13 protein-coding genes are annotated in these 19,763 nt (G+C 66.8%); 4 read left to right on the forward strand and 9 right to left on the reverse strand.

Annotation, left to right across the window (positions count from 1 at the left end; translation table 11 throughout):
- Nucleotides 1–48: 48 nt before the first annotated feature.
- The gene (locus tag GX414_02335; protein NLI45927.1) at nucleotides 49–1,632 is read right to left on the reverse strand and encodes a glycosyltransferase family 39 protein; all 1,584 of its coding nucleotides are present in this window, start codon (nucleotides 1,630–1,632) and stop codon (nucleotides 49–51) included.
- Between the two features lie 130 nt (nucleotides 1,633–1,762).
- On the opposite strand from GX414_02335, the gene GX414_02340 reads away from it, so the two are divergent.
- A complete protein-coding gene (locus GX414_02340) occupies nucleotides 1,763–2,743 on the forward strand; it encodes an alpha/beta fold hydrolase (protein NLI45928.1) in 981 nt (326 codons plus the stop codon).
- Between the two features lie 28 nt (nucleotides 2,744–2,771).
- On the opposite strand, the gene GX414_02345 is transcribed toward GX414_02340, so the two are convergent.
- The 7 genes from GX414_02345 to GX414_02375 all read right to left on the reverse strand — a co-directional run bounded on the left by GX414_02345 (nucleotide 2,772) and on the right by GX414_02375 (nucleotide 12,833).
- The gene (locus tag GX414_02345; GenBank protein ID NLI45929.1) at nucleotides 2,772–4,571 is read right to left on the reverse strand and encodes a tetratricopeptide repeat protein; all 1,800 of its coding nucleotides are present in this window, start codon (nucleotides 4,569–4,571) and stop codon (nucleotides 2,772–2,774) included.
- A 2-nt stretch (nucleotides 4,572–4,573) separates the two neighbouring features.
- A complete protein-coding gene (locus GX414_02350; protein NLI45930.1) occupies nucleotides 4,574–5,614 on the reverse strand; it encodes a zf-HC2 domain-containing protein in 1,041 nt (346 codons plus the stop codon).
- A 67-nt stretch (nucleotides 5,615–5,681) separates the two neighbouring features.
- Nucleotides 5,682–6,551: a sigma-70 family RNA polymerase sigma factor gene (locus GX414_02355; protein NLI45931.1), complete on the reverse strand. Its 870-nt coding sequence runs from the start codon at nucleotides 6,549–6,551 to the stop codon at nucleotides 5,682–5,684.
- On the reverse strand, nucleotides 6,542–9,904 hold the full coding sequence (locus GX414_02360) for a CHAT domain-containing protein (GenBank protein NLI45932.1): 3,363 nt from the start codon (nucleotides 9,902–9,904) through the stop codon (nucleotides 6,542–6,544). Before GX414_02360 ends, GX414_02355 begins: the two co-directional genes overlap by 10 nt.
- 172 nt (nucleotides 9,905–10,076) lie before the next feature.
- Nucleotides 10,077–11,000, reverse strand: a complete 924-nt coding sequence (locus tag GX414_02365) for a hypothetical protein (GenBank protein NLI45933.1) — start codon at nucleotides 10,998–11,000, stop codon at nucleotides 10,077–10,079.
- Nucleotides 11,001–11,023: 23 nt separating this feature from the next.
- Nucleotides 11,024–11,548 carry a hypothetical protein gene (locus GX414_02370; protein NLI45934.1) on the reverse strand — a complete coding sequence of 175 codons (525 nt, stop codon included), beginning with the start codon at nucleotides 11,546–11,548 and terminating at the stop codon, nucleotides 11,024–11,026.
- Between the two features lie 340 nt (nucleotides 11,549–11,888).
- A complete protein-coding gene (locus GX414_02375) occupies nucleotides 11,889–12,833 on the reverse strand; it encodes a DUF1684 domain-containing protein (GenBank protein ID NLI45935.1) in 945 nt (314 codons plus the stop codon).
- Nucleotides 12,834–13,050: 217 nt separating this feature from the next.
- On the opposite strand from GX414_02375, the gene GX414_02380 reads away from it, so the two are divergent.
- A complete protein-coding gene (locus GX414_02380; protein NLI45936.1) occupies nucleotides 13,051–16,374 on the forward strand; it encodes an alpha-mannosidase in 3,324 nt (1,107 codons plus the stop codon).
- A 16-nt stretch (nucleotides 16,375–16,390) separates the two neighbouring features.
- On the opposite strand, the gene GX414_02385 is transcribed toward GX414_02380, so the two are convergent.
- Entirely contained in the window at nucleotides 16,391–16,864 is a 474-nt protein-coding gene (locus GX414_02385; protein ID NLI45937.1) for an AsnC family transcriptional regulator, read from the reverse strand.
- A 143-nt stretch (nucleotides 16,865–17,007) separates the two neighbouring features.
- On the opposite strand from GX414_02385, the gene GX414_02390 reads away from it, so the two are divergent.
- Both GX414_02390 and GX414_02395 read left to right on the forward strand, forming a co-directional pair.
- Nucleotides 17,008–18,033, forward strand: coding sequence for an aspartate--ammonia ligase (locus tag GX414_02390; protein NLI45938.1), 1,026 nt, complete (start codon nucleotides 17,008–17,010; stop codon nucleotides 18,031–18,033).
- Between the two features lie 159 nt (nucleotides 18,034–18,192).
- Nucleotides 18,193–19,758: a Na+:solute symporter gene (locus GX414_02395; GenBank protein NLI45939.1), complete on the forward strand. Its 1,566-nt coding sequence runs from the start codon at nucleotides 18,193–18,195 to the stop codon at nucleotides 19,756–19,758.
- The last annotated feature ends 5 nt before the right edge of the window (nucleotides 19,759–19,763 follow it).

Genomic DNA, 19,763 nt, shown 5'->3' on the forward strand with positions numbered 1-19,763 from the left:
GTTCAATTCCTGGCCCGGTTCCCGCGTCCGCTACGGTTGCGCCGGCGCTCAGTTCCAGTGCCTGATCCGGGGCCAGAGTTCACCGAGCGGGATCTTCGGATCGCGGCCCACCCGGATGGTGAAGTGCTCCTCGGCCATGGCCCACGGATGCCCCACCCGCTCGGCCTCCTCCACCCGGCTGAACACTTCCAGGGCGTCCTCGCGGCTCACCTGAAGCAGGATGACCACCGCGCCGGTGCAGTCGCGCGGACCCCAGATAAAGTAGTTCTGGTGGGCGGAAATGGCTTTGGGCAGGCCGTGACGGCCGCCGAAGAAATCGATCGCCCCGGCCTCGCCGTAGTTGCCGGCGAAGATGCAGGTTCGCGCTCGTTCCGCCGCCGGCAGGCCGTGGTACACCCGGGCCACCGTCGCCACCATCTCCGGCCAGCCGAACATGTCCCCGAAGTGCTGGGGCAAGGGGCCTTCATGGGCCACCTCGGTCTTGAGTCGCTGCAGGCCCAGGGCCGCCATGTAGGGCGGGATCGCCGCCACAGGCAGGACGGGCAGAACCAGCGGGGCTAACGCCGCCCCCGTGGCCGCGAGCAGCGCGGGGTACGCCGCCCGCAGCCAACGCAACCCGCGGACGCGTTCCAGCCGGACGGCCCACCAGACACCTCCGGCGGCCAGCAGCATCGGGTAGGCGGGGGCCAGGTAATAGTGCTTGGCGTGCATGACGATCATCAATCCCAAGAATATAAGGAACGCCAGACCGAGGTGACGGTGGCGCCGGCCCTCCCGGTCGGCGAGGTAGAACCAGATCCCGGCGAGCCAGAGCGGCAGGGTGACTGGGTTGAGGATCAGCACCTGCTGGATCAGAAACTCGAGCGGGGGGTGGATCACGTTCTTCCCCGTGGCGCGAACGTTCTTCAGCAGCTCGAGGGTCGCCCAGCCATGGCGCCATTCCCAGATCACGTTGGGTAGGATGATGACGACCGCCAGCGCCGCGCCAATCCAAAACCATCGGCTGGCGAGTGCCCGCCGCGCGCGGGTCAGAAGCAATCCCGCCACCAGAGCCGCGGCAAAGAAGATGGTCGAGTGCTTGTTCATGAAACCGAGACCGAGCAGCACGCCGAATCCCGCCCAGTAGCGCGGCTCGCTCAGCCGGACCGCCCGCAGCGCGCACCAGACGGCGCCCACCCAGAACAGCGGCTCCAGGGCGTTCATGGACAGGAGCGTGTCGATGCCGAAGTAGATGGTCGCCGCCAGAGCGCCCAGCCCGGCCAGAAACACCGCCAGCCGCCCGCCCCCCAGCTCGTGCGCCATGGCGCCGGTGAAGAAGACCTTGGCCGCGCCGGCCACCGCCGGGAAGAACCGGATGGCGAACAGGGAGTCGCCCAGCAGCGCGCGGCTCAGCCAGGCCATCCACGCGACCATGGGGGCGTGGTCCACGTATCCCCAGTCCACGTGTTCACCGCAGGCGAGAAAGTACAACTCGTCCCGGAAATAGCCATATTGGCCGTTGGTAAAGAAATGGATCAGCAGCTTGGTCAGTGCCAGCCAACCGGCGATGGCCAGCGGGGACGACCAGGCAAGCCGGGACGGCAAGACGGCTTGGCCCGTCGGAACAGCCGGTTCAGCAGGATGGGGGTCCATGCATCCATGATACCGCCCCGCCAGCGGATGTCAACGGGCCGATCCGGCGCGACCCAGCCCACATTTTCCATGACGGCACCGCCAAACCGGCCTATCATCAGATGTTGGAATCGGAGATGGTAGACGGAACATGCCCCATCTGAGCGCCAGCTCCTACCGCCCCCCCGTGTGGCTGCGCAGCGGCCACCTCCAGACGATCTACCCCGCCCTGTGCCGGCGCGTGGACGGCGTGGTGTATCGGCGCGAACGGGTGGAGCTCCCCGACGGCGACTTCGTGGACGTGGACTGGCGCCGCACCGGCGCTCCCCGGGCGGCGCTGATTCTGCACGGGCTGGAATCCAGCAGCCGGTCCCACTACGTGCTGGGCATGGTGCGCGCCCTGGGCCGACGGGGCTGGGACGTGGCGGCGCTGAACTTCCGCGGCTGCAGCGCCGAGCCGAACCGCCTGCTCCGCTCCTACCACAGCGGTGACACCGACGACGCGGCGGCGGTCCTGGCGCGGATGGCCGCAGCAGACTACCGGGATCTCGCCCTGGTGGGTTTCAGCCTGGGCGGCAACGTGACACTCAAGTACCTTGGCGAAGCCTCCTCCGCCTTGCCCGACCGTCTGCGGATGGCGGCGGCCGTGTCGGTCCCGTGCGACCTGGCGGCATCGGCCCGCCGCCTGGCCCGGCCGACCAACCGGCTCTACATGCGCCGGTTCATCCGCCGGCTCATTGGGAAAATCGCCGCCAAGGCCGTCCGGTTCCCCGACCAGGTGCGATTGGCGGATTACAAAGGCATCATCAACTTCGAGGAATTCGATGATCGTTACACGGCGCCCGTCCACGGCTTCGCCTGCGCCGCCGACTACTGGGCGCGTGCGTCCAGCCTGCCGTTTCTCCCGGCGATCCGGGTGCCCACGCTGGTGCTCAACGCGCGGGACGACCCTTTTCTGACCCCCGAGTGCCACCCGGTCGCCGCCGCCGCAACCAATGCCAACCTGTTCCTGGAAACCCCTCGCTGGGGTGGCCATGTGGGATTCATCCGTCCGGCCGGGGAGTATTACCACGAAACCCGGGTGGGCGAATTTTTCGAACAGATGCTCCCCGTCATTAAAGGGACCAGCTGACGATGTCGGTGGATCCGGAGCGAAAGAGTCACTCCGCGAAACGGACCACGGCACGGACTCGGTTTTCCGCGATATCCAGGGCGAAGGTGCGGTACACCGCCAACTCCCCGCCGCCCACACGGATCAACCGGTCGGGCGGCCCGAAACGGTCCAGCCAGGCCTGGCGGTCGGACACGCCCACGGCGCCGTCCTCGACCAGTTCGACGAAATAGTCCAGCTCCAGGATCCGCAAGCCGTCCCCGCGGTAAACGTTGCCGGCGAAATCCCCCACGTCGAACGGGATCCTCCGCATCGGCTTGAGCCGCCGCTCGATCTCGTCTGTCACCTCGCCCACGGGCACCCGCTCGGTGTAAAACACCTGCAAACCGGGACTCTGGCGGGCGGCCCGTTCCGGATGCGGCAGGCCCAGGACACGGCGCACTTCGTCAGCGTGCGGTCCCGTCGTCTCGATCCGGAGGAACGCCTGCCGGGCCTCGCGAGCCGAGGCAGCCCGTCCCCGCTCGGCGAGGATGGCCGCCAGGTTGTACACGGCCGCCGCGCTGTCGGGACGACGTTCGATGATCCCCTTGAGCAGCTCAATGGCGGCGCCGGAGGTGCTCAACCCGCTGTTGTCGCCCAGCAGGTAAAGCGCCACGGCCTTGGCCACGCCGACGGCGGCGTCCGCCGGGTCCAGTTTCGATGCGTCTTCGGCGGCGGCCAGGGCCCGGGCGTACTCCCCCTTCAGGATGAACGCCGACGCCAGGTTCACCCGCGCCGGCACGTAGAACGGGTCCCGGTCGGCCGCTTCGCGCAGGCACCGGATCGCCTGGTCGAGCCGGCCGCTGAAGAGGGGGTCCTGCCGGTACTCCGGTCCCTCCTGGCGCCGGAGCTCGTAGCGGCCCGCCGGCGTGTACGGGTCCAGCAGTGCCGGCAGCTTGAAGCGCAGACTGTCGGCATGGCTCTGGAACGCCGGCGTCTGCCTCGCCAGCTCGTAGTAGCAGAAGCCCAAATTGTTGAACACCTCGCGTCCCGGAAAACGGTGGCTGAAGCGTTCCAGCAGCCGTACAGCGTCCTCGTAGCGGCCCAGTTGGGCGAGCCGGACGCCGAAGTGGAACAAATCCAACTCTTCAACCACCTGAACCATCTGGCTCCTCAGAAAAACGGCCCGGTCCGCCGGGGAGGGATGCTCGCCGCCTTCGGCGGCGGCGTGCGGCAGTTGACGGACCCATTGTTCGAAGAACGACTGGCCCCCGCCCAGGATGACCGCCGGATCGTAGCCGGCGATGGTCATGTAGACGAGACCATAGCTGTCCGCTTGGAGCTCCTTGACCCGGACGACGCTACGGATAGACTCGCCCGAGTCGGCTGCGCCGCCGGCCTGGCCCAGCAGCTCCTCCAACAGCTGGCGCCGGTCTTCGGCGCCCGGATACTTCTGAAGCGCCATGAATGCGGAACGATGCCAGAAATCGTCCTTAGCCAGGTGGGCCAGTTCGTGCCCGAGGAGGAAGGCCAGCCGCGCGTCGCCGTCGGCGGGTGGGACATCCCGGTAGCACAGGCGCAGGCCGCCGGCAGACATGACGATGCTGCCGTCGGGTAGAGCGACGGCATGGGGGTCGCCGTCACCTCGAATCACCACCAGACCGGGCAGGCGGTTCCCTTTCTTGTCGGCGGCGGCTGCCACCCGCCCGAACACCTGTTCCGCCCGGCCCACCAGCGGTTCCTCCTGGATGGTCAGCAAGCCGAAGTTCCGGATCCACCAACCCGCCGAATCGGCGGGGTTGGCGTCCTGGGCGGAAAGTGTCATCGCCCAGCCGGTCAGGATGACGCTCGCGAGCAGAAGTCGGCGCATGGTCATTCCCCGCGCACCAGCAGTCCGATATCCACCAGGGCGCGATCGATCCGGCGGAACGACGCGGTGTTCGGCAGCCCGGCATCGATCTGGCGGCGGATTTCTTCGAATGCGGCGGCGACGCCCGGCGGTCCGCCTGCGGCACTCACATCGGCCACGAGGCGATCGATCTCGGCGTGCTTGAAATATGCGCCGCAGCCGGTTCGCACGGCGATTCGGCCGCCGCCGACCCAGGCGCCGAGTTCCATCCGGGCCGCGCCGCGGGCGCCGCCGGCGGTGAGGGTCCGGTCGAAGAGTGCCTCAGGCAGTTCCGTCATCTCGTTTTGGCGCAGGCCGACTTCGGCGCGGTCGTACCCGGACCGCAGTTCGGCCGTTCCACCCAGTCGATCCAGATCACGGCGGATGTGGGCCAGCGTTTCGGCGGCCGCCACCGGGTCGCCCGCCCGCAGGTGCAGCTCAGCCTCCACCCAGCGCAGGCCGAGCGCAAACCAGCCGTCCGCCGGCGGAGCGCCGAATCCGTACGCCGCACCGTCCGGCAGCCGGATCTCCGCCGCCCAGGCAGAGGGAACCGTAGCCGGTCCAGCCATTGCCGCCCGGACAGAAGACAGGACAGTTGCCGGGTGCTGGACTTCCGCCAGACGATCCTCGCCGACAGTGTCACGACCGGATGGCGCCGGCACTGCCTGGTCCGGTGCGGCGACGGGCGTCGCCGGGACAACCGGGACGACCGCTGTCGGCGTCGGACCCGCCATCCGGATGGGCGCGATCGCGATGAGGACGGCGGCCAGCAACAGCGCGGCCGCAGCCGCGGCCGGTACGGCCCAGCGGGGCGCGGCCCGGAAGTCGCGGACCGGGGCCGCCGCCGGCGTCTGCCAGGCGGAAACGACCTCCTGGTTGAACGCGATGGCCCCCGCTGCCAGGTCGTAGCAGTCGGGGCACTGGTCCAGATGATCCACGATCATTCGCTGCCGGTCCTCGGCCAGGCGGCCGTCGGCCCAGGCGGCGATCTCTTCCAAATCTGGACAGTTTGTGTGTTCCCGCATTTCTCTGATCCTCCCCCGGCGACAGCCGGTGTGGCGCTCATCGCATTAGACGGCCGCGCCCGACTGTTTAACCGGGTTTTTCCCCCGGATCCTCCCCGCCGCCCGCGTCTCCGCGGTCGGCGACGGCGTCGTCGAAGAAGTTCAGCGATTTACGGGCGTCCGCGCAGCCCAGCATCTCGTCTACGGACTCCCGCACCATGCGCCGGCGCACCAGGAGCCTGCGCAGCTGCTCCTGGATCTTCTCGAACCGCCGGTAGAGGGCGACCTGGTTGCCGCCGAACGACCGGGCGAGCTGGGCCACGGTCAACCCGTCGACGTAGCGCAGCCGGATGAGCAGACGATCCTCGGCCGGCAGGTCCGCCAGCGCGTCGCGCAGGGCGGCGCTGAGCCGGGCGGACTGTTCCACGTGCCGGATCCGGCCCAGCTCCTTCTCCGCCGACTGGCTCCGCGCCGCCAAGTTCTCCACCAACTCCAGGGGCACCAGCGTCGTCATCCGGCGCAGCGGCAACTCCGCCGCCAGCCGGAACAGCTCGTCCCGGTCGAGGGACTCCCCGTGGCGCGCGCGCAGGGCCGCGAATGCCTCTTCGAACGTGCGCCGGCCCCGCACCATGAGCTTTTCCAGCTCCACCGCCAGCGCGCCACGCTTGAGCGCGGCGGCCGACGGCCGCCAGCGGCCCTGCTCCTGGGCGATGTAGTCGAGGAGCAGGCGCTGGATCACCGTCACCAGGAAGGTCTGGACACTGCTCAACCCCCTGAATTTCCGCAGGACGTCGTAGTCATTCTCCACGAGCCGGACCAGCACGCGCGAACGGAATTCCTCGAGCTCGTCCGCCGGCAGCCCCCGGCGGCGGCCCACCCACCGGATCACCCGCTCCACCTGCGGCAGGTTGCGGGTGAGGAAATCCTCGGGATCATGGATGGGAGGGTCTAGCGCCATTGTCCGTTCAACACGAAGCCCGCCCAGAAATAGGGGTGGCTGAGGTCCGGCGGTTCTCCGGTTGGTACCGTCGCCGCGATGCGGACCTTGCCGTCGATGAACTCCCGCTGGGCGAGCCGGGCGGCTTCGGTTTTGGCTCGGCCAGACTTGAGCTGGCGGTAGTAGAGTTTCTGGAATTCCGCCGTCGATGCGTCGGCGACGCTCCAGAGCGTAGACATCACCGTGCGCGCCCCGGCGTACAGGAAGGACCGGTTCAACCCCACCAGTCCTTCGCCGCCAAGCTCCCGGCCCCGGGCGGTATCGCAGGCGGACAGACTCACCTGCTCGGCATCGATCCGCACGTTCTCAAAAACCTCCCAGGCCTGGAGGAAGCCGTTGTCGCGGTCGTCACCTCCTTCCGCCGGGATGGTCAGGAGGAGCCCACTGTCCATAGGGCTCACCGGATTGTAAAAACCGTGGCAGGCAAAGTGGAGGTAGCCGGGTAGCCGATCCAGCGACTTCACCCGTTCCTCGCGGGCCTCGGCGCCCAAATACGCCACGTGGGCGCCGGGATACAAGGCGGCAATCCCCTGCACCTCGTCGCGCGACGCGGGCAGAGGCGGCACCGGGTCATCGCGGAGCACCCATCGGAGCAGTCGCCCGGCCGGCCCGCCGGCGGCCTGGCCCGGATAGTCCGGATCGCCGAACAGCACCACCGGCCGCGCAGTGCGCGGCGGCTCGTCCTGCAAGCCATCGGCGAATACGGTCGCGGAGATCACGTATGAAACCGGTTTCTCTTCGATCAGGTAGCGGTTCGTGGCCAGACCCAGCGCGGCGAACGGCAGCATGTGCAGTGGTCCGTCGGGGCACACCACGATGCGCTGCGAGCGTCGCACCAGATCATCGACGGGCGCCACGAATTGCCGGTACAGGGCGTGAGCCCGGCCCATCAGCCGAACTTTTCGGCTGGCGGGATTGCTGAGCATGGCGAGATAGTATTCCACCGCTTCCTGCACCTGCTGCCGGCCGAGCGGAACGGACTCCACCCGCAGCTGGCCGTTCAGAAGGGCGAACAGGTGGGTGGCTCGCTCGCTCACCGCGTAGGACAGAAACAGGGTGTCCCGTCCCATCACCGCGGCGACCTGCTCCGCCGTCAGCGTCTCCGGCGCCCGCAACGCCGCCAGGCGGGGAGACGCTTTGCGAATGGCCTCCCAGACCAGGGCCTGCTCGCGGCGACGCTCCGCCACCAGGCGCCGGCGCTCCGCGATGCGTTCCGGCTCCCTGTCGGGGCTGAGCTGCATCAGCTCATCCTGCGCCTCGCGGCAGCGGGTGCGCGCGGTCTCCAGGCGCTCCAGCAGTTCGCCCGGCACATCGCGGGAAAAGTCCAGATCGCGCTCGGCCATCATGGCCAGCAGGCTGCGCGCGCGGAAGCGCTCCAGGACGTCGAACGCGCCCCGGGGGTCGTTCAACAGCAGTTTCAATTCCAGCACATCTTTGTAAAAGCCGGCATACTCGGCGGCGAAGGCTTCGGCAATCTCCCGGCTGCCGCCGAGCTTCTCCAGCTGTCCCTCGAGCGCGGCCACGGCGCGCTCGTAGCAGGCCAGAGCGTCTGGCAGCCGATCCTGGCGGCGGCGAAGGTCTCCCAGCAGGTGTTGGGCCGCGGCCTCGTCGATGGTCAGAGGCGCGATGGCGGCGAAGATTTTCAACGCCGGCTCCAGCGCCGGCTCGGCGGCCACCAGGTCGCCCCGCCGCAGGCAGGCGTCGCCCAGTCCCCGGAGGCAGCGGGCCTCATAGAGGCTGGCCGGGGCAACTTGCCGCGCCATGTTCAGCGCGGCCTGGTAGTGGGTTTCCGCCTGGACCGGGTCGCCGCTCTCCAGGCGAATGGCGCCCAGAGTGATCAGTGTGCGGAGTTGATCCAACGGATCGTTCGATACCTGTTTTCGGATCGCCGTCGCTTCCTGGTGGCGCGATTCGGCCAGGTCAAACTTGTTTTCCAGGCGGGCCAGATTGCCGAGTTGTTCTTGGCAGTCCGCGTATTCCCGTGAGCGCGGAGCCTTCCGCTCCAGAATTTGCAGGGCGTGGTTGAGGTATTCCGCCGCGGCCGGGAGATCCCGGCGTGCCATGTAGATCTGACCGATGTTGTAGTAGGAACGGGCCAGGCTGATGCTGTCCGGCTCCAACGCCAGCTTGATTTTCAGAGCCTGCCGGTGGTAATCCTCCGCCAGCGCCAGATCGCCCCGCAAGCGGGCCACGGCGGCCAAGTTGTTCAGGGTGTACGCCACCGCCATCGAATCCGGATTCTGCGACTGCTTGAGTCGGAGGGATTCCTCAAAATACTGCTGGGCCTTGATCTGATGGCCGGCCTTGGACGCGTTGACGCCCAGCGTGTTCAGGATGTTCGCTTCCGCGGCATGACCCGGCAGGTGGCGCCGGTGGATCGCCAGCGCTTCCAGGAGGCAGCGGTCGGCGGCGGCCAGGTCGCCGGTATTGGAATATGCCGTGGCCAATGTCGTCAGGGAGACGGAAACGATCATGGAATCGGACGCTACTTCCCGGCGGATCGCCAAGGCGTTCTCGTAATATTGGACGGCTTCAGGCCAGCGGACCATTTGCCAAGCGCAGTGGCCCAGGCCGGTCATGCTGTTGGCGCGGCCCAGCTCCCCGCCGTCGTGCGCCCACGCGGCCAGCGCCTTCCGATGGACCTCCATGGACAATTCCGGCCGTTTGTCCTGGCGCAGGAGTTCGCCCTGCATGTCCCAGATGATGGGTTGGAACCGCCCGGCGGCCACGGCGGCCAGCGCGTCGGCGCACCGCCCCAGGGCACCGACGGCGGCCGTCCACCGTTTGGCCTCAGCCAGAGCCTGCCCGGACCGGAAATGCAACCAGGCCGCCGTCACCTGGTCGCCCCGCGTGGCCGCTTCAGCAGCCCCGGTGCTCCACCGCGCCACGGCACCGTCCACGTCCCTGGCTTCAAGCAATCGTTCCCCCTCCTCCTGCGCCACACCGGCCTCGCCGGATAGCGCAGGGCGAACCGAGAGCCGCCACTCGTATGCCGGAATCGCCACCCAACGCTCGGTTTCGCCGCGACGCACCAGGATGTCAACGCCGCCGCGGGGTGCGTGCAGGATCTCCACCTCGCGGAGATGGAAGTATGAGGTCAGCGACTCATCCCTGCCCGCCACGCCCGCCACACGCCGCCAGCGCAGCAGCACGTCGGCGGGCTGGACGCCGGCCTTGGCCATGGCGAAGCCCGCCTCGGCCTTCACGACGGTCAACCCCGCAGCCGCCGGCGGCGAATCGCCCGCCCGGACTCCCGCGGTCCACATCAACCAGAATAATCCCAGACCAATCGCCGTCCCGATCACTCTGTTCACGGCCCCACGCTCCTTTCGCGCCGTCGACGTTGCATCCTTGCCGCTTCTTCACTATAGCAAATGCCGCCGCAAGAGAACACCGGCAAAACAGCCGCGGGCGGCGGCAGCCCATGGCCGCCGTCGCCTGCCGTACACTGGCATCTGTGCGCCTGCCGCCCGACACGGGACGGGGCTATTTGTCGATGTTCTCCGCGGGGATGGAAATCTTGCGACCCTGGTCGGTCAGCTCCAGCGTCCCGAACCCGCCGGTGATGAGCTTGCGCTGTTCGAATGTGCAGAGCCGATAGTAGTACTTGCCATCCGTGTCCTTGTACAGCGCCGCTGCGGCGATGTGGCGCCCGACGATGGGGCTGTCGCCGCCCGATGCCCGGTCGTACCACCAGTCCTTGTCCACGATGTGGATCCGATGCACGCCCGGCCAGCCGCCGTTGAGCAGGAGCTTTCGCATGGCGGCCTCCAGCTGCTTGTCGGTCATCTTGGCCGGCGGCAGAGTGGCGGCCTGGGCGTCGGCATTGAGGTACTTCTGGTTCAGGCCGGTGTAGTAGGCGTAGTTGTTCCCTTGAATGGTGAATGATCCTTCGGCGTGCTTGGTGCCGAAGTCGCGCACGTAAATCTGCACGGTGTGGGACCCGGTCGCGAGCTCACCCAGGCGGAAGGTGAAACCGATGGGGCCGATCTTGCGGTTGCCCTTCCCCTCGCCGAAGACCATATTCGGGTCCTTGTAAGCGGTCATCCGGGCCGGTTCCGGGGCAATGTCGAGGACCATGAACCGGTTGTTGACCAGCGGGCCCTTGAGGGTGATGTACTGATACTCCAGCATGTCCTGGTCGTCGATGGCCATGACCACCATCACCGGGATTTCCGTCTTGCCCGAGTACAATTCCCGCCACGTTTTGTCCACCACCATCAGGCCGTAGATGGGATCACCGGCCTGAAAACTCTTCGTCAGGTTGGCTGGGTTGTTCGGGTCGATGGGCGTCTTGGAGAAATAGACGCCGGCGCCCGGCAGCGTGGCCGAGGCCGCCGGATACACTGCCAGCACGGATACCAGCACCACGACGGCGCCGAGTCGTTTACATATCGTTAACTTGTTCACGCTAATTGCCTCTCTGGAACCGCTCACTGAATGCCGAGACGCTGGGCTTCCGCCGCGCTCTGCTTCTTCAACAAATCAAAGTTGAAATATTGCGTGAGAATGTTGAAGCTGGCGATCTGGTTGGCCAACTCGTTGTCCAGGCTCATGTAATGCTGCTGGATGTCGGAGTACGCCTGGAAAGACGGGCCCGCCGCCCGTTCGAGGCCGAGACTTACCCGCATGTCGGCGGTGGCGCGGTCCGCTGCCCCCAGCGCCTCCCGCTGGCGTCCCAGGCTCACCAGCTTCTGCACATACGCCTCCTTGAGTTGCACCACCTTGTCCTTGACCGCCGCCGGTGCCGGCTTGTCCTTGAGCAGCGCCACCAACTCGCTCATCGCCTGGCCGTATAGATCGGCGGCCGCGTTGCCCAGGTCAGCCGGCGACCGGGGCTGGTCCAACGCGGACGCATCGTTCGCCGCCGTCTTGGTGGCGGGTGGCCCTCCACAGCCGATCATCACCACCGCTGCCAAGACCAGGGTCATCAGGGTGAGGCACATTTTTCGATTCATGAATCCTCCTTGCGTCAGATGGGGCGAGCCCCACGATTTGAACAGCCCGGCACACGGATCCGTTGCGTCGGAAGTCACCGCCACGTCGGGTCATTCATTGGCCAATAGACGGGCCGTAGGTTCGGGATTATCACTATTTTTTGATGGAATTCCGGGCCGGATTGCGCTCGTGCCGGTGGACCCGGGAGTCGGTGACACCTGCCAAGCTCTGAGGCGGAACCGTTCGGCCAACCGGCCGTTGACCGCCACCCGCATCTCCTGAGTTTTGCGTTTCACTCTTCATCGCCTCTCGCGGCGGTAGGAGGCGTGACAGCTCTTCCGGCGAGCGCCGGTTTCAACGTCAGTGCGGATAGGTTTGCTCGCCGGCCCGGATGGCCACCGGCAAGCGGTTCTCCGCCGGTGGGATGGGGCAGTTGTAGGCCGGCGAATAGTTGCACAGCGGATTGTAGGCCCGGTTGAAATCCAGCACCAGGGTCTCGCCGGCGGGCTCGTCCAGATCGAGAAAACGTCCGGCGGGATAAGTCTCGTTCCCCGTCGTGGCATCGGTGAACGGCACAAAGAGGGTGCGGTCGTCCGACGCACCCGTGGCGGACTTGAACGCCGCCAGCACACAGGCCGCGCCATCCAAGGTGAAGTGGAGCCGGGCGTAGCGGACGAACCGCTTCTCCATGTTGCGGCTGGTCAGCATGACCACCGTTTCGGGATCGGGCAGCCGCTCCAGGCGCGCCGGCACGGCGAATGCGCGGTCCGGCGGGAAGTACAGGAGCCGGCGGAACTCGCGGCGCTCGCGCCGGGCGGGATCGAACACGATCAGGGTCAGTCCGTCGGCGCCGGGGTACGCCGCGAGGGTGAATCGCTCCAGTCGGAAGCGGATCCCGTCGCTCAGCGGACCGGGCGGAATCGGACTACGCGCCACCTCGGCCCAGCCGCCGGGCGCCCGGGATTCCCACCGCCACTGGCCGTCCGCCAGGCTGAACACCAGCGGATCGTCCGGTCCGGGCGGCGCCGTCGACGCGACCGAGCCGGCCGCCACCCGCAACCCGCCGCCCGGTGCCGCAAGCGTCAACCGCGCCGCGCCGGCCATGGGCGACAGCGCGTCGGTTGCGAACTCCCGGTCCTTCGCGGTGCGGTCCGCTTCGAGGGCCTTCCGCCAGGCGGCCGCCTGCTCCGCGGGAATGCCGCTGGAATCCCGGCCGCAGCCGGCTCCGATCACGGCCGTGGCGACCAGCAGCGCCAGCCGGCGGATCCCGCAACCGATATTCCCCCGCATCCGGATTGTGTTCATGTGGTGCGCCCCCGCAGTGATTCCGTGTTCCGGATGGTACCACGGGGGCACCGCCCAGGCAATCCGCTCGCTGCGCTCCAGGCGCCGCTGAAAAAAGGGATTGGGTTCGTTCCGCCCCTCGATTAGAATGGTTCTTCAAGCATGACCCCACGCGTCCGGCGCCGGTGCGGCCGTCTGACGGGCCCGGCCGGCAGCCTGAGCATATGAAGGAGGATGGATGCCAATCGTGCTCCGGCTTCTGCTGATTGCGACTCTTGCCGCCGCCGGCGCCGTCCTGCCGGCCCAGGATCCAGCCGCCGACATGGCGGCCGCCAAGGCCAGACTCCAGGAGATCGCCGCCGCCGTGAACCTGACGGTGGATGGCTGGGCCTGGACGCTCGACGGCCAGGCGTGGGACGATTACAAACTGGGACGGGGCTTGGATGCCTCCCGGGTGGGTGTGCGCGCCCGGATTCCCTGCCGCGAAGTCGTGGCGGGGGTGCCCGTGCTGGGCACACCCACCGTTCTCAAGCTGAAGCTGTACGCCCGCGGCCTTGTCGACGTGACCGTGCGCCAGGACGACCGCGTCGTCCAAGTTATCCGGATCGACGGCGGCGGCGACCAGGGCGTCGAAGTCGTCAAGGAAGTGTTCCTCAACGACCCGCCGCCGATCACCGGTTCCACGATCGACCTCGAAGCGGTCAACGCCGGCCGGCGGCCCCCCCGCGGCGAGTTCTGGCCGCCCCGGCGCAACCCGCTGCCCGAGACGGGACTTGTCTTTGCCATCCGGGGCGCCGAGATGGACTATCTGGAGGCCCGCCCCATGGTCGCGGCGCTCCGCGACTGGGTGGACAGCCTGCAGACCGCCGAACGGCTGATCTGGCCGGAGCTCGTCCGCTACACCTTCACCCGCCGGCCCTACCCCATCGAGGACCGCCGCGGCGTGTCCGCCGAGCGCCTGGCCCAGTTGGGCGCCGCGTACGCGCGGGCGGTGCAGGCCCTCGATTTGGACGCCGTCAAGCGCGGGAGCCGCGACCGCCTCGACGCCTCCCTGAAGCAGTCGCTGGCGGAAACCGTCGAGCTGCGCCGCTACGCCCAGGAGTTCAAGGTCCATCTCATCGGCAACGCCCACATCGACATAGCCTGGCTGTGGCGGATGGCCGAAACCCGGGAGGTGGCCCGCAACACCTTCGCCACCGTCCTGAAAAACATGGACGAATACCCCGAGCTGGTGTACGCCCAGAGCCAGGCGCTGACGTACCGCTGGATGGAAGAGCGCGACCCGCAACTCTTCCGGCAGATCGCCCAGCGTATCGCCGACGGGCGCTGGGAAGTGGTGGGTGGCACCTGGGTGGAACCCGACTGCAACCTGATCTCGGGCGAAAGCTGGGTGCGCCAGCTCCTGTTCGGCAAGCGGTACTTCAAGGAAAAATTCGGGGTGGACGTCACGATCGGCTGGAACCCCGATTCCTTCGGCTACAACTGGAACATGCCGCAACTGTACCGCAAGAGCGGCCTCGACGTGTTCATCACTCAGAAGATCTGGTGGAACGACACGACGGTGTTCCCCCATTTCGTGTTCTGGTGGGAGGGCCCCGACGGCACCCGCCTGCTGACCTATTTCCCGCCCGAGGGCTACACCAGCCGGGTGGACCTGGCCGAGAACGCCGACGCTATCACCAAGTACCAGGCCACCACGGGGTGGCAGAACAGCCTGATCCTTTTCGGGCTGGGTGACCACGGCGGCGGACCCAATCGCGAGATCCTCGACCGCGTCCGCCGCTACGGCCGGCTGCCGGTGGCGCCCCAGTACGTGCATGCCAAGGCAGGCGATTTCCTGAAGCAGATTCCCGGCGCCCTGGGCGAGCGGATCCCCGTCTGGCGCGATGAACTCTATCTCGAGTACCATCGCGGCACCTTCACCTCCCAGGCCCAGATCAAGCAGAACAACCGGCGGTGCGAGGCGGACCTGGGCGCGGCGGAAAAGGCGGCCACCTGGGCCCGGCTGCTGGGCGCGGCCTATCCCAAGGCCGACTTGGCCGCGCTCTGGCAGGACGTGCTCACCAACCAGTTTCACGACATCCTGCCCGGCTCCTCCATCACCCCGGTCTACCGGGACGCTCTGGAGACCTATACCACCGTCCGGCGGAAGCTGGGGCGGATCGAAGATCAGGCGCTGCGCCGCGTGGGCGCCGCCGTGGATACGTCGCGGATCGAGGGCATTCCCGTGGTGGTGTTCAATCCGTTGGCCTGGGAACGGTCCGATTTCGTCTCCGCGGAGTTGCCGGCGGCGTCCGGCGAACTGGCGCTGTGGACGGTGGACGGCAAGCCCGTGCCCGCCGAATTCAGCCGGGATGCGGAGACCGGCACGCTCCGCGTCGCCTTCGTGGCCGAGAACGTGCCGTCGCTAGGTTACCGGGTCTTTGTGGCGCGGCCCGGGTCGCCCGGACCGGCGATGATTGAGGTCAAGGCCGACCAGACCTTCCTCGAGAACCGGTGGCACCGTCTGGAGGTAGATCCCGAGAGCGGCCAAATCCGCAGCTTCCGCGACAAGAAGCTGGACCGCGAGTTTGTCGCCCCCGGCCAGGCGATCAACGCACTGCGAATCTATGAGGACATACCGGAAAACTGGGATGCCTGGAACCTGGGCTTCACCGGCCGGGTATGGCCGTTGAACCGGGCGGCCGCCGTGGAGCTGATCCACGCCACGCCGGTGCGCGCCATGCTCCGGGTGCGCCACAACTTCCTGGGCCCCGACAAGGCCCGCTACGCGCCCACCGAGGACTTCCCGTCATCGACCTTCACCCAGACCATCACCGTGTACCGCGCCCTCGACCGCGTGGACATCGCCACCGAGGCCGACTGGTGGGAATCGCATCTGATGCTCAAGGCCGCCTTCCCCGTCGCCGTCACCAGCAACCAGGCCACCTACGAAATCCCGTTCGCCGCCATCGCCCGGAGCACCCGCCGCGAGACGCTGGCCGAGAAAGCCCGCTTCGAGGTGCCGGCCCTGCGCTGGGCCGACCTGGCGGATGCCGCCGGCGGCATCTCCGTACTCAACGACAGCAAGCACGGCTACGACATTCACGGCAGCGAGATCGAACTGTCGCTGCTCCGCGCCCCCATCTGGCCCGATCCCATGGCGGACCGCGGCCGGCACGCGTTCACCTACTCCCTCTACACCCATGCCGGGAGCTGGGCCGACGGCGCAACGGTGCGCCGCGGTGCCGAGCTCAACACGCCGCTCCGGGCGTGGGCGGAGACGCGGCACCCCGGCAAGCTGCCCACCGCGCACAGCTTTGCCGCCGTGGACACTGTCGGCGTCGTCCTCGAGACGGTCAAGCTGGCCGAGGACGGCGACGCCCTGATTTTCCGGTTCTATGAGTCGCTGGGCCGGCCCGACCGGGCCGTGCTCCAGTTGCCCGTCACCCCGGCGAAGGTATCCGAAACCGATCTGATGGAAAATCCGATCCAGGAGCTGGCGCCCGCCGGCCCCACGGTCACCCTCGACTTCGGAAAATTTGAAATCAAGACGCTGCGGGTCGTCCTCCCGCCGCGCTGACGAATCCGGCCGCCGCCTACCGGACGCGTGGCACCGGGACCTCCCGGAGGATCGGCGCCTCCAGCGAGATGAGCGTCTCGGTCGACTGGATCTCGGGGATCGACTGTAGGCGGTCGATGAGCAGGTCGTGCAATCCCCGGGTGCTGCGGGCCACCACCTTTAGGAAAATGTTGTATTTGCCGGTGGTGTAGTGGGCTTCCAGGATTTCCGGCACATCCTGAAGCTGCTTTAACACCTTCTTGTAGTCCCGCGCGTTGTGCAGGTTGATGCCCACGAACGCGCAGACGTCATAGCCGATCCGGACCGGATCGATCACCACCCGCGTCCCGCGGATCACGCCTTGTTCCCTCAGCTTGTTGACCCGCACGTGAATCGTCCCGCCCGAGACCAACAGGTCTCGCGCCAGCTCTTGGAACGGCCGGCGGGCGTCCCGCTGGAGGGCGCGCAGAATGTCTCCATCTAATTTGTCGATCTCGAAATTCGGAACCATTTCTCACCTCTGAAAATTCTAAATCTACAAAATTACGTCTATTTTTATAGTAAAAATATAATAATTATGCCTATTTATAAATTTTACTTTACTAAAATATTTGGATTTCTACAATAACAATAATTTGTTTTTGGAAGGGTCTCATGCACTCACTCTTTGCCCCCGCTCCCGAGCTGGTGAAACTGGAACAGGCCATCTTTTTCATCAAAGATCATTTTCAGCGGTCGCTGGCGCGGGCGCTGCGGTTGACCCGCGTCACCTGCCCTTTGTTTGTGGATCGGAACTCCGGGCTGCAGGACAACCTGAACGGCGTCGAAACTCCGGTGCGGTTCCATGCGACGCAGCTGGGTGACCGGCATCTCGAGGTGGTGCAATCGCTGGCCAAGTGGAAGCGATACGCCCTGTTCCGGTATGGCGTGCCGGCGGGCCGCGGCATCTATTGCGACATGAACGCCCTGCGGCCCGACGAAAGCGACTTGGCCAGCGCCATCCATTCGGTCCATGTGGACCAGTGGGACTGGGAATTGGCCATCCGCCACGAAGACCGCACCTTGGCGACCTTGCAGCACACGGTGGCGCGCATCTTCGCCGCCCTGCGCCGCACGGAACGGGCCGTGTGCCGCCGGCTCGGCATGACGCCGCTGCTGCCGCACCGGATCACCTTCGTCCACAGCGAGGATTTGTGTCGCCAGTACCCGCATCTGACTCCGCGCCAACGTGAGGACCTGGTCTGCCGCCGGCACCAGGCGGTCTTCCTGGTTGGGATCGGCGGCCCCCTGCCTGACGGCGGCAGCCATGACGGACGAGCCCCAGATTACGACGACTGGTCCACTCCCACCGGTGACGGCCGACAGGGTTTGAACGGCGACATTCTCGTATGGAGTCCGGTGCTGCACCGGGCGCTTGAGCTGTCTTCCATGGGTGTCCGGGTGGACGCCGAGGCGCTGGTCCGCCAGTGCACCGTTCGCGGATGTCGCGACCGTTTGAATCTGCCCTGGCACCGGCTGCTGCTGGACGGGCGGCTGCCGGACAGCATCGGTGGCGGAATCGGCCAGTCTCGCCTGTGCATGTTCCTGCTGCGGCGCCGGCATATCGGCGAAGTCCAGGCCAGTCTCTGGCCGGACCACGTGCTCGAGCGCTGCCGGCGGGAGCAGATCCACCTGCTGTGACCGGCGGCGGTTTTTCTCCCGACCAAAAATAATCGTCTACTTTTCTGTGGATCCTGTTTAAACTAGGCACGATCTACTGACCGCTGAATTCGACAGCCGGGCACGATCCGCCGCACCCGGCGGATCGCGTCCCCAAACCGGCTGCCTGACGAGGTGTCCATGGTTGAGTTGAGCTTTCTGGACTGGTTCTGGATCATCGCCTTCATGGTGCTGATGGTGGGCAGCGGCGTTCTGTTCTACCGCCTGGGCAAGCGCTCCGAGGCGGACTTCTTCCTCGCCGGCCGCGGCCTGCCGTGGTGGCTGCCGGCGTCCTCGGTGTACGCCACCCACACCGCCACCGACACGCCCATGTGGGTGTCCGGCGTGATCTACAAGCACGGCCTGGCCGGTCTCTGGTACACCTTTTTCTCGGCCTGGTGCGCCATCAGCGCCTTCGTTTCGGCGCGGATCTTCCGCCGGTCGCTGGCGTACACCCAGGCCGAGTGGCAGACCCTCCGGTTCGGCGGCCTCCCCTCCCACCTGCTCCGGGGCTGGACCGCCGGCTGGCAGGTGTTCATGAACATGTTCATCCTGGGCTGGGTGGGCATCGCCATGGGCAAGGTCTGCCATTACCTGTTCGGCTGGCACCCGTTCATCGGCCTGACCGCCTTCTCGGCGGCATGCGCCGTCTATGTGCTGGCCGCCGGCTACTGGGGCGTGGTGATGGCCGACTTTCAGCAGGGAATCATCGCCTTCATCGCCATCCTGATCGTCTCGTTCTGGGGCATCGCCCAGGCCGGCGGCCCGGCGGCGATCGTGGCCAAACTCGAGGCGCTGGGCCAGGCGCACCGGCTCAACCCGTTCGCCTTCACCGGCTGGTTCGGAGGCGATTTCCCCATCGCCTGGTTCCTGACCATGGTGGTCATCGCGGTGATCGGCGGTTTCGGCATGGGCACCAGCATCGACTGGTACGCCGAAGCCCAGCGCATCCAATCGGCCCGATCGGTCAAGGACGCCGCCTGGTGCATCTGGAGCGGCACCGCGCTGGTTCTCACCCGCAACGCCATCTGGGGCGCGGCGGTGCTGGGCTTTTTCGTGCTGTACCCCAACCTGACCGAGGTCAAGGACTATGAGATGGCCTGGTTCCGGCTGGGCTTCGACACCCTGCCGGCCGGGATGCTGGGTTTCTTCTTCGCCGCCATTGTGGCCATCCACATCTCCACCATCTCCACCCACCTGAACCTGGGTGCGGTGTACATGACCCGCGATCTGTATCACCATTACCTGCGGCCCGAGGCGAACGAGTACCAGCTTGTATGGGTGGGCCGGATTTCCACGCTGCTGCTGCTCCTGGGCTCATTTGTCTTCGGCTCCATCATGGAAAACATCACCGCGTGGCTGATCTTCGCCCTGTGGATCATGGCGGCCGGCGTGTGGCTGCCCAACATTCTCCAGGTGGTCTGGTGGCGGTTCAATGGCTGGGCCTACCTGGCGTCCTGGATCGCCAACCTGGTCCTGTCGTGGCTCGTGGTCTGGGTGCTGCCGGCCTTCGGAGTCATCCCCGCGCTCCAGGACTATCAACAGTTCTGGCTGCTCATGGTGCTGGGGGCGCTGATCTATGTGCCGGTGACGTTCCTGACCAAGCCCGAGGACATGAAACACCTGGTCAAATATTATGCGATGTCGCGCCCCATCGGTTGGTGGGGCCCCGTCCGGCGCGAAGCCGAAAAGCTCGGCCTGCTCTAAGGAGG

The organism is Acidobacteriota bacterium (assembly GCA_012517875.1).
Taxonomy (GTDB): domain Bacteria; phylum Acidobacteriota; class JAAYUB01; order JAAYUB01; family JAAYUB01; genus JAAYUB01.

Excerpts from the sequence above, each read along its gene's own strand:
- GX414_02335 (NLI45927.1), bottom strand. The coding sequence starts at position 1,632 with ATGGACCCCCATCCTGCTGAACCGGCTGTTCCGACGGGCCAAGCCGTC.
- GX414_02340 (NLI45928.1), top strand. The coding sequence starts at position 1,763 with ATGCCCCATCTGAGCGCCAGCTCCTACCGCCCCCCCGTGTGGCTGCGC.
- GX414_02345 (NLI45929.1), bottom strand. The coding sequence starts at position 4,571 with ATGCGCCGACTTCTGCTCGCGAGCGTCATCCTGACCGGCTGGGCGATG.
- GX414_02350 (NLI45930.1), bottom strand. The coding sequence starts at position 5,614 with ATGCGGGAACACACAAACTGTCCAGATTTGGAAGAGATCGCCGCCTGG.
- GX414_02355 (NLI45931.1), bottom strand. The coding sequence starts at position 6,551 with ATGGCGCTAGACCCTCCCATCCATGATCCCGAGGATTTCCTCACCCGC.
- GX414_02370 (NLI45934.1), bottom strand. The coding sequence starts at position 11,548 with ATGAATCGAAAAATGTGCCTCACCCTGATGACCCTGGTCTTGGCAGCG.
- GX414_02375 (NLI45935.1), bottom strand. The coding sequence starts at position 12,833 with ATGAACACAATCCGGATGCGGGGGAATATCGGTTGCGGGATCCGCCGG.
- GX414_02380 (NLI45936.1), top strand. The coding sequence starts at position 13,051 with ATGCCAATCGTGCTCCGGCTTCTGCTGATTGCGACTCTTGCCGCCGCC.
- GX414_02385 (NLI45937.1), bottom strand. The coding sequence starts at position 16,864 with ATGGTTCCGAATTTCGAGATCGACAAATTAGATGGAGACATTCTGCGC.
- GX414_02390 (NLI45938.1), top strand. The coding sequence starts at position 17,008 with ATGCACTCACTCTTTGCCCCCGCTCCCGAGCTGGTGAAACTGGAACAG.
- GX414_02395 (NLI45939.1), top strand. The coding sequence starts at position 18,193 with ATGGTTGAGTTGAGCTTTCTGGACTGGTTCTGGATCATCGCCTTCATG.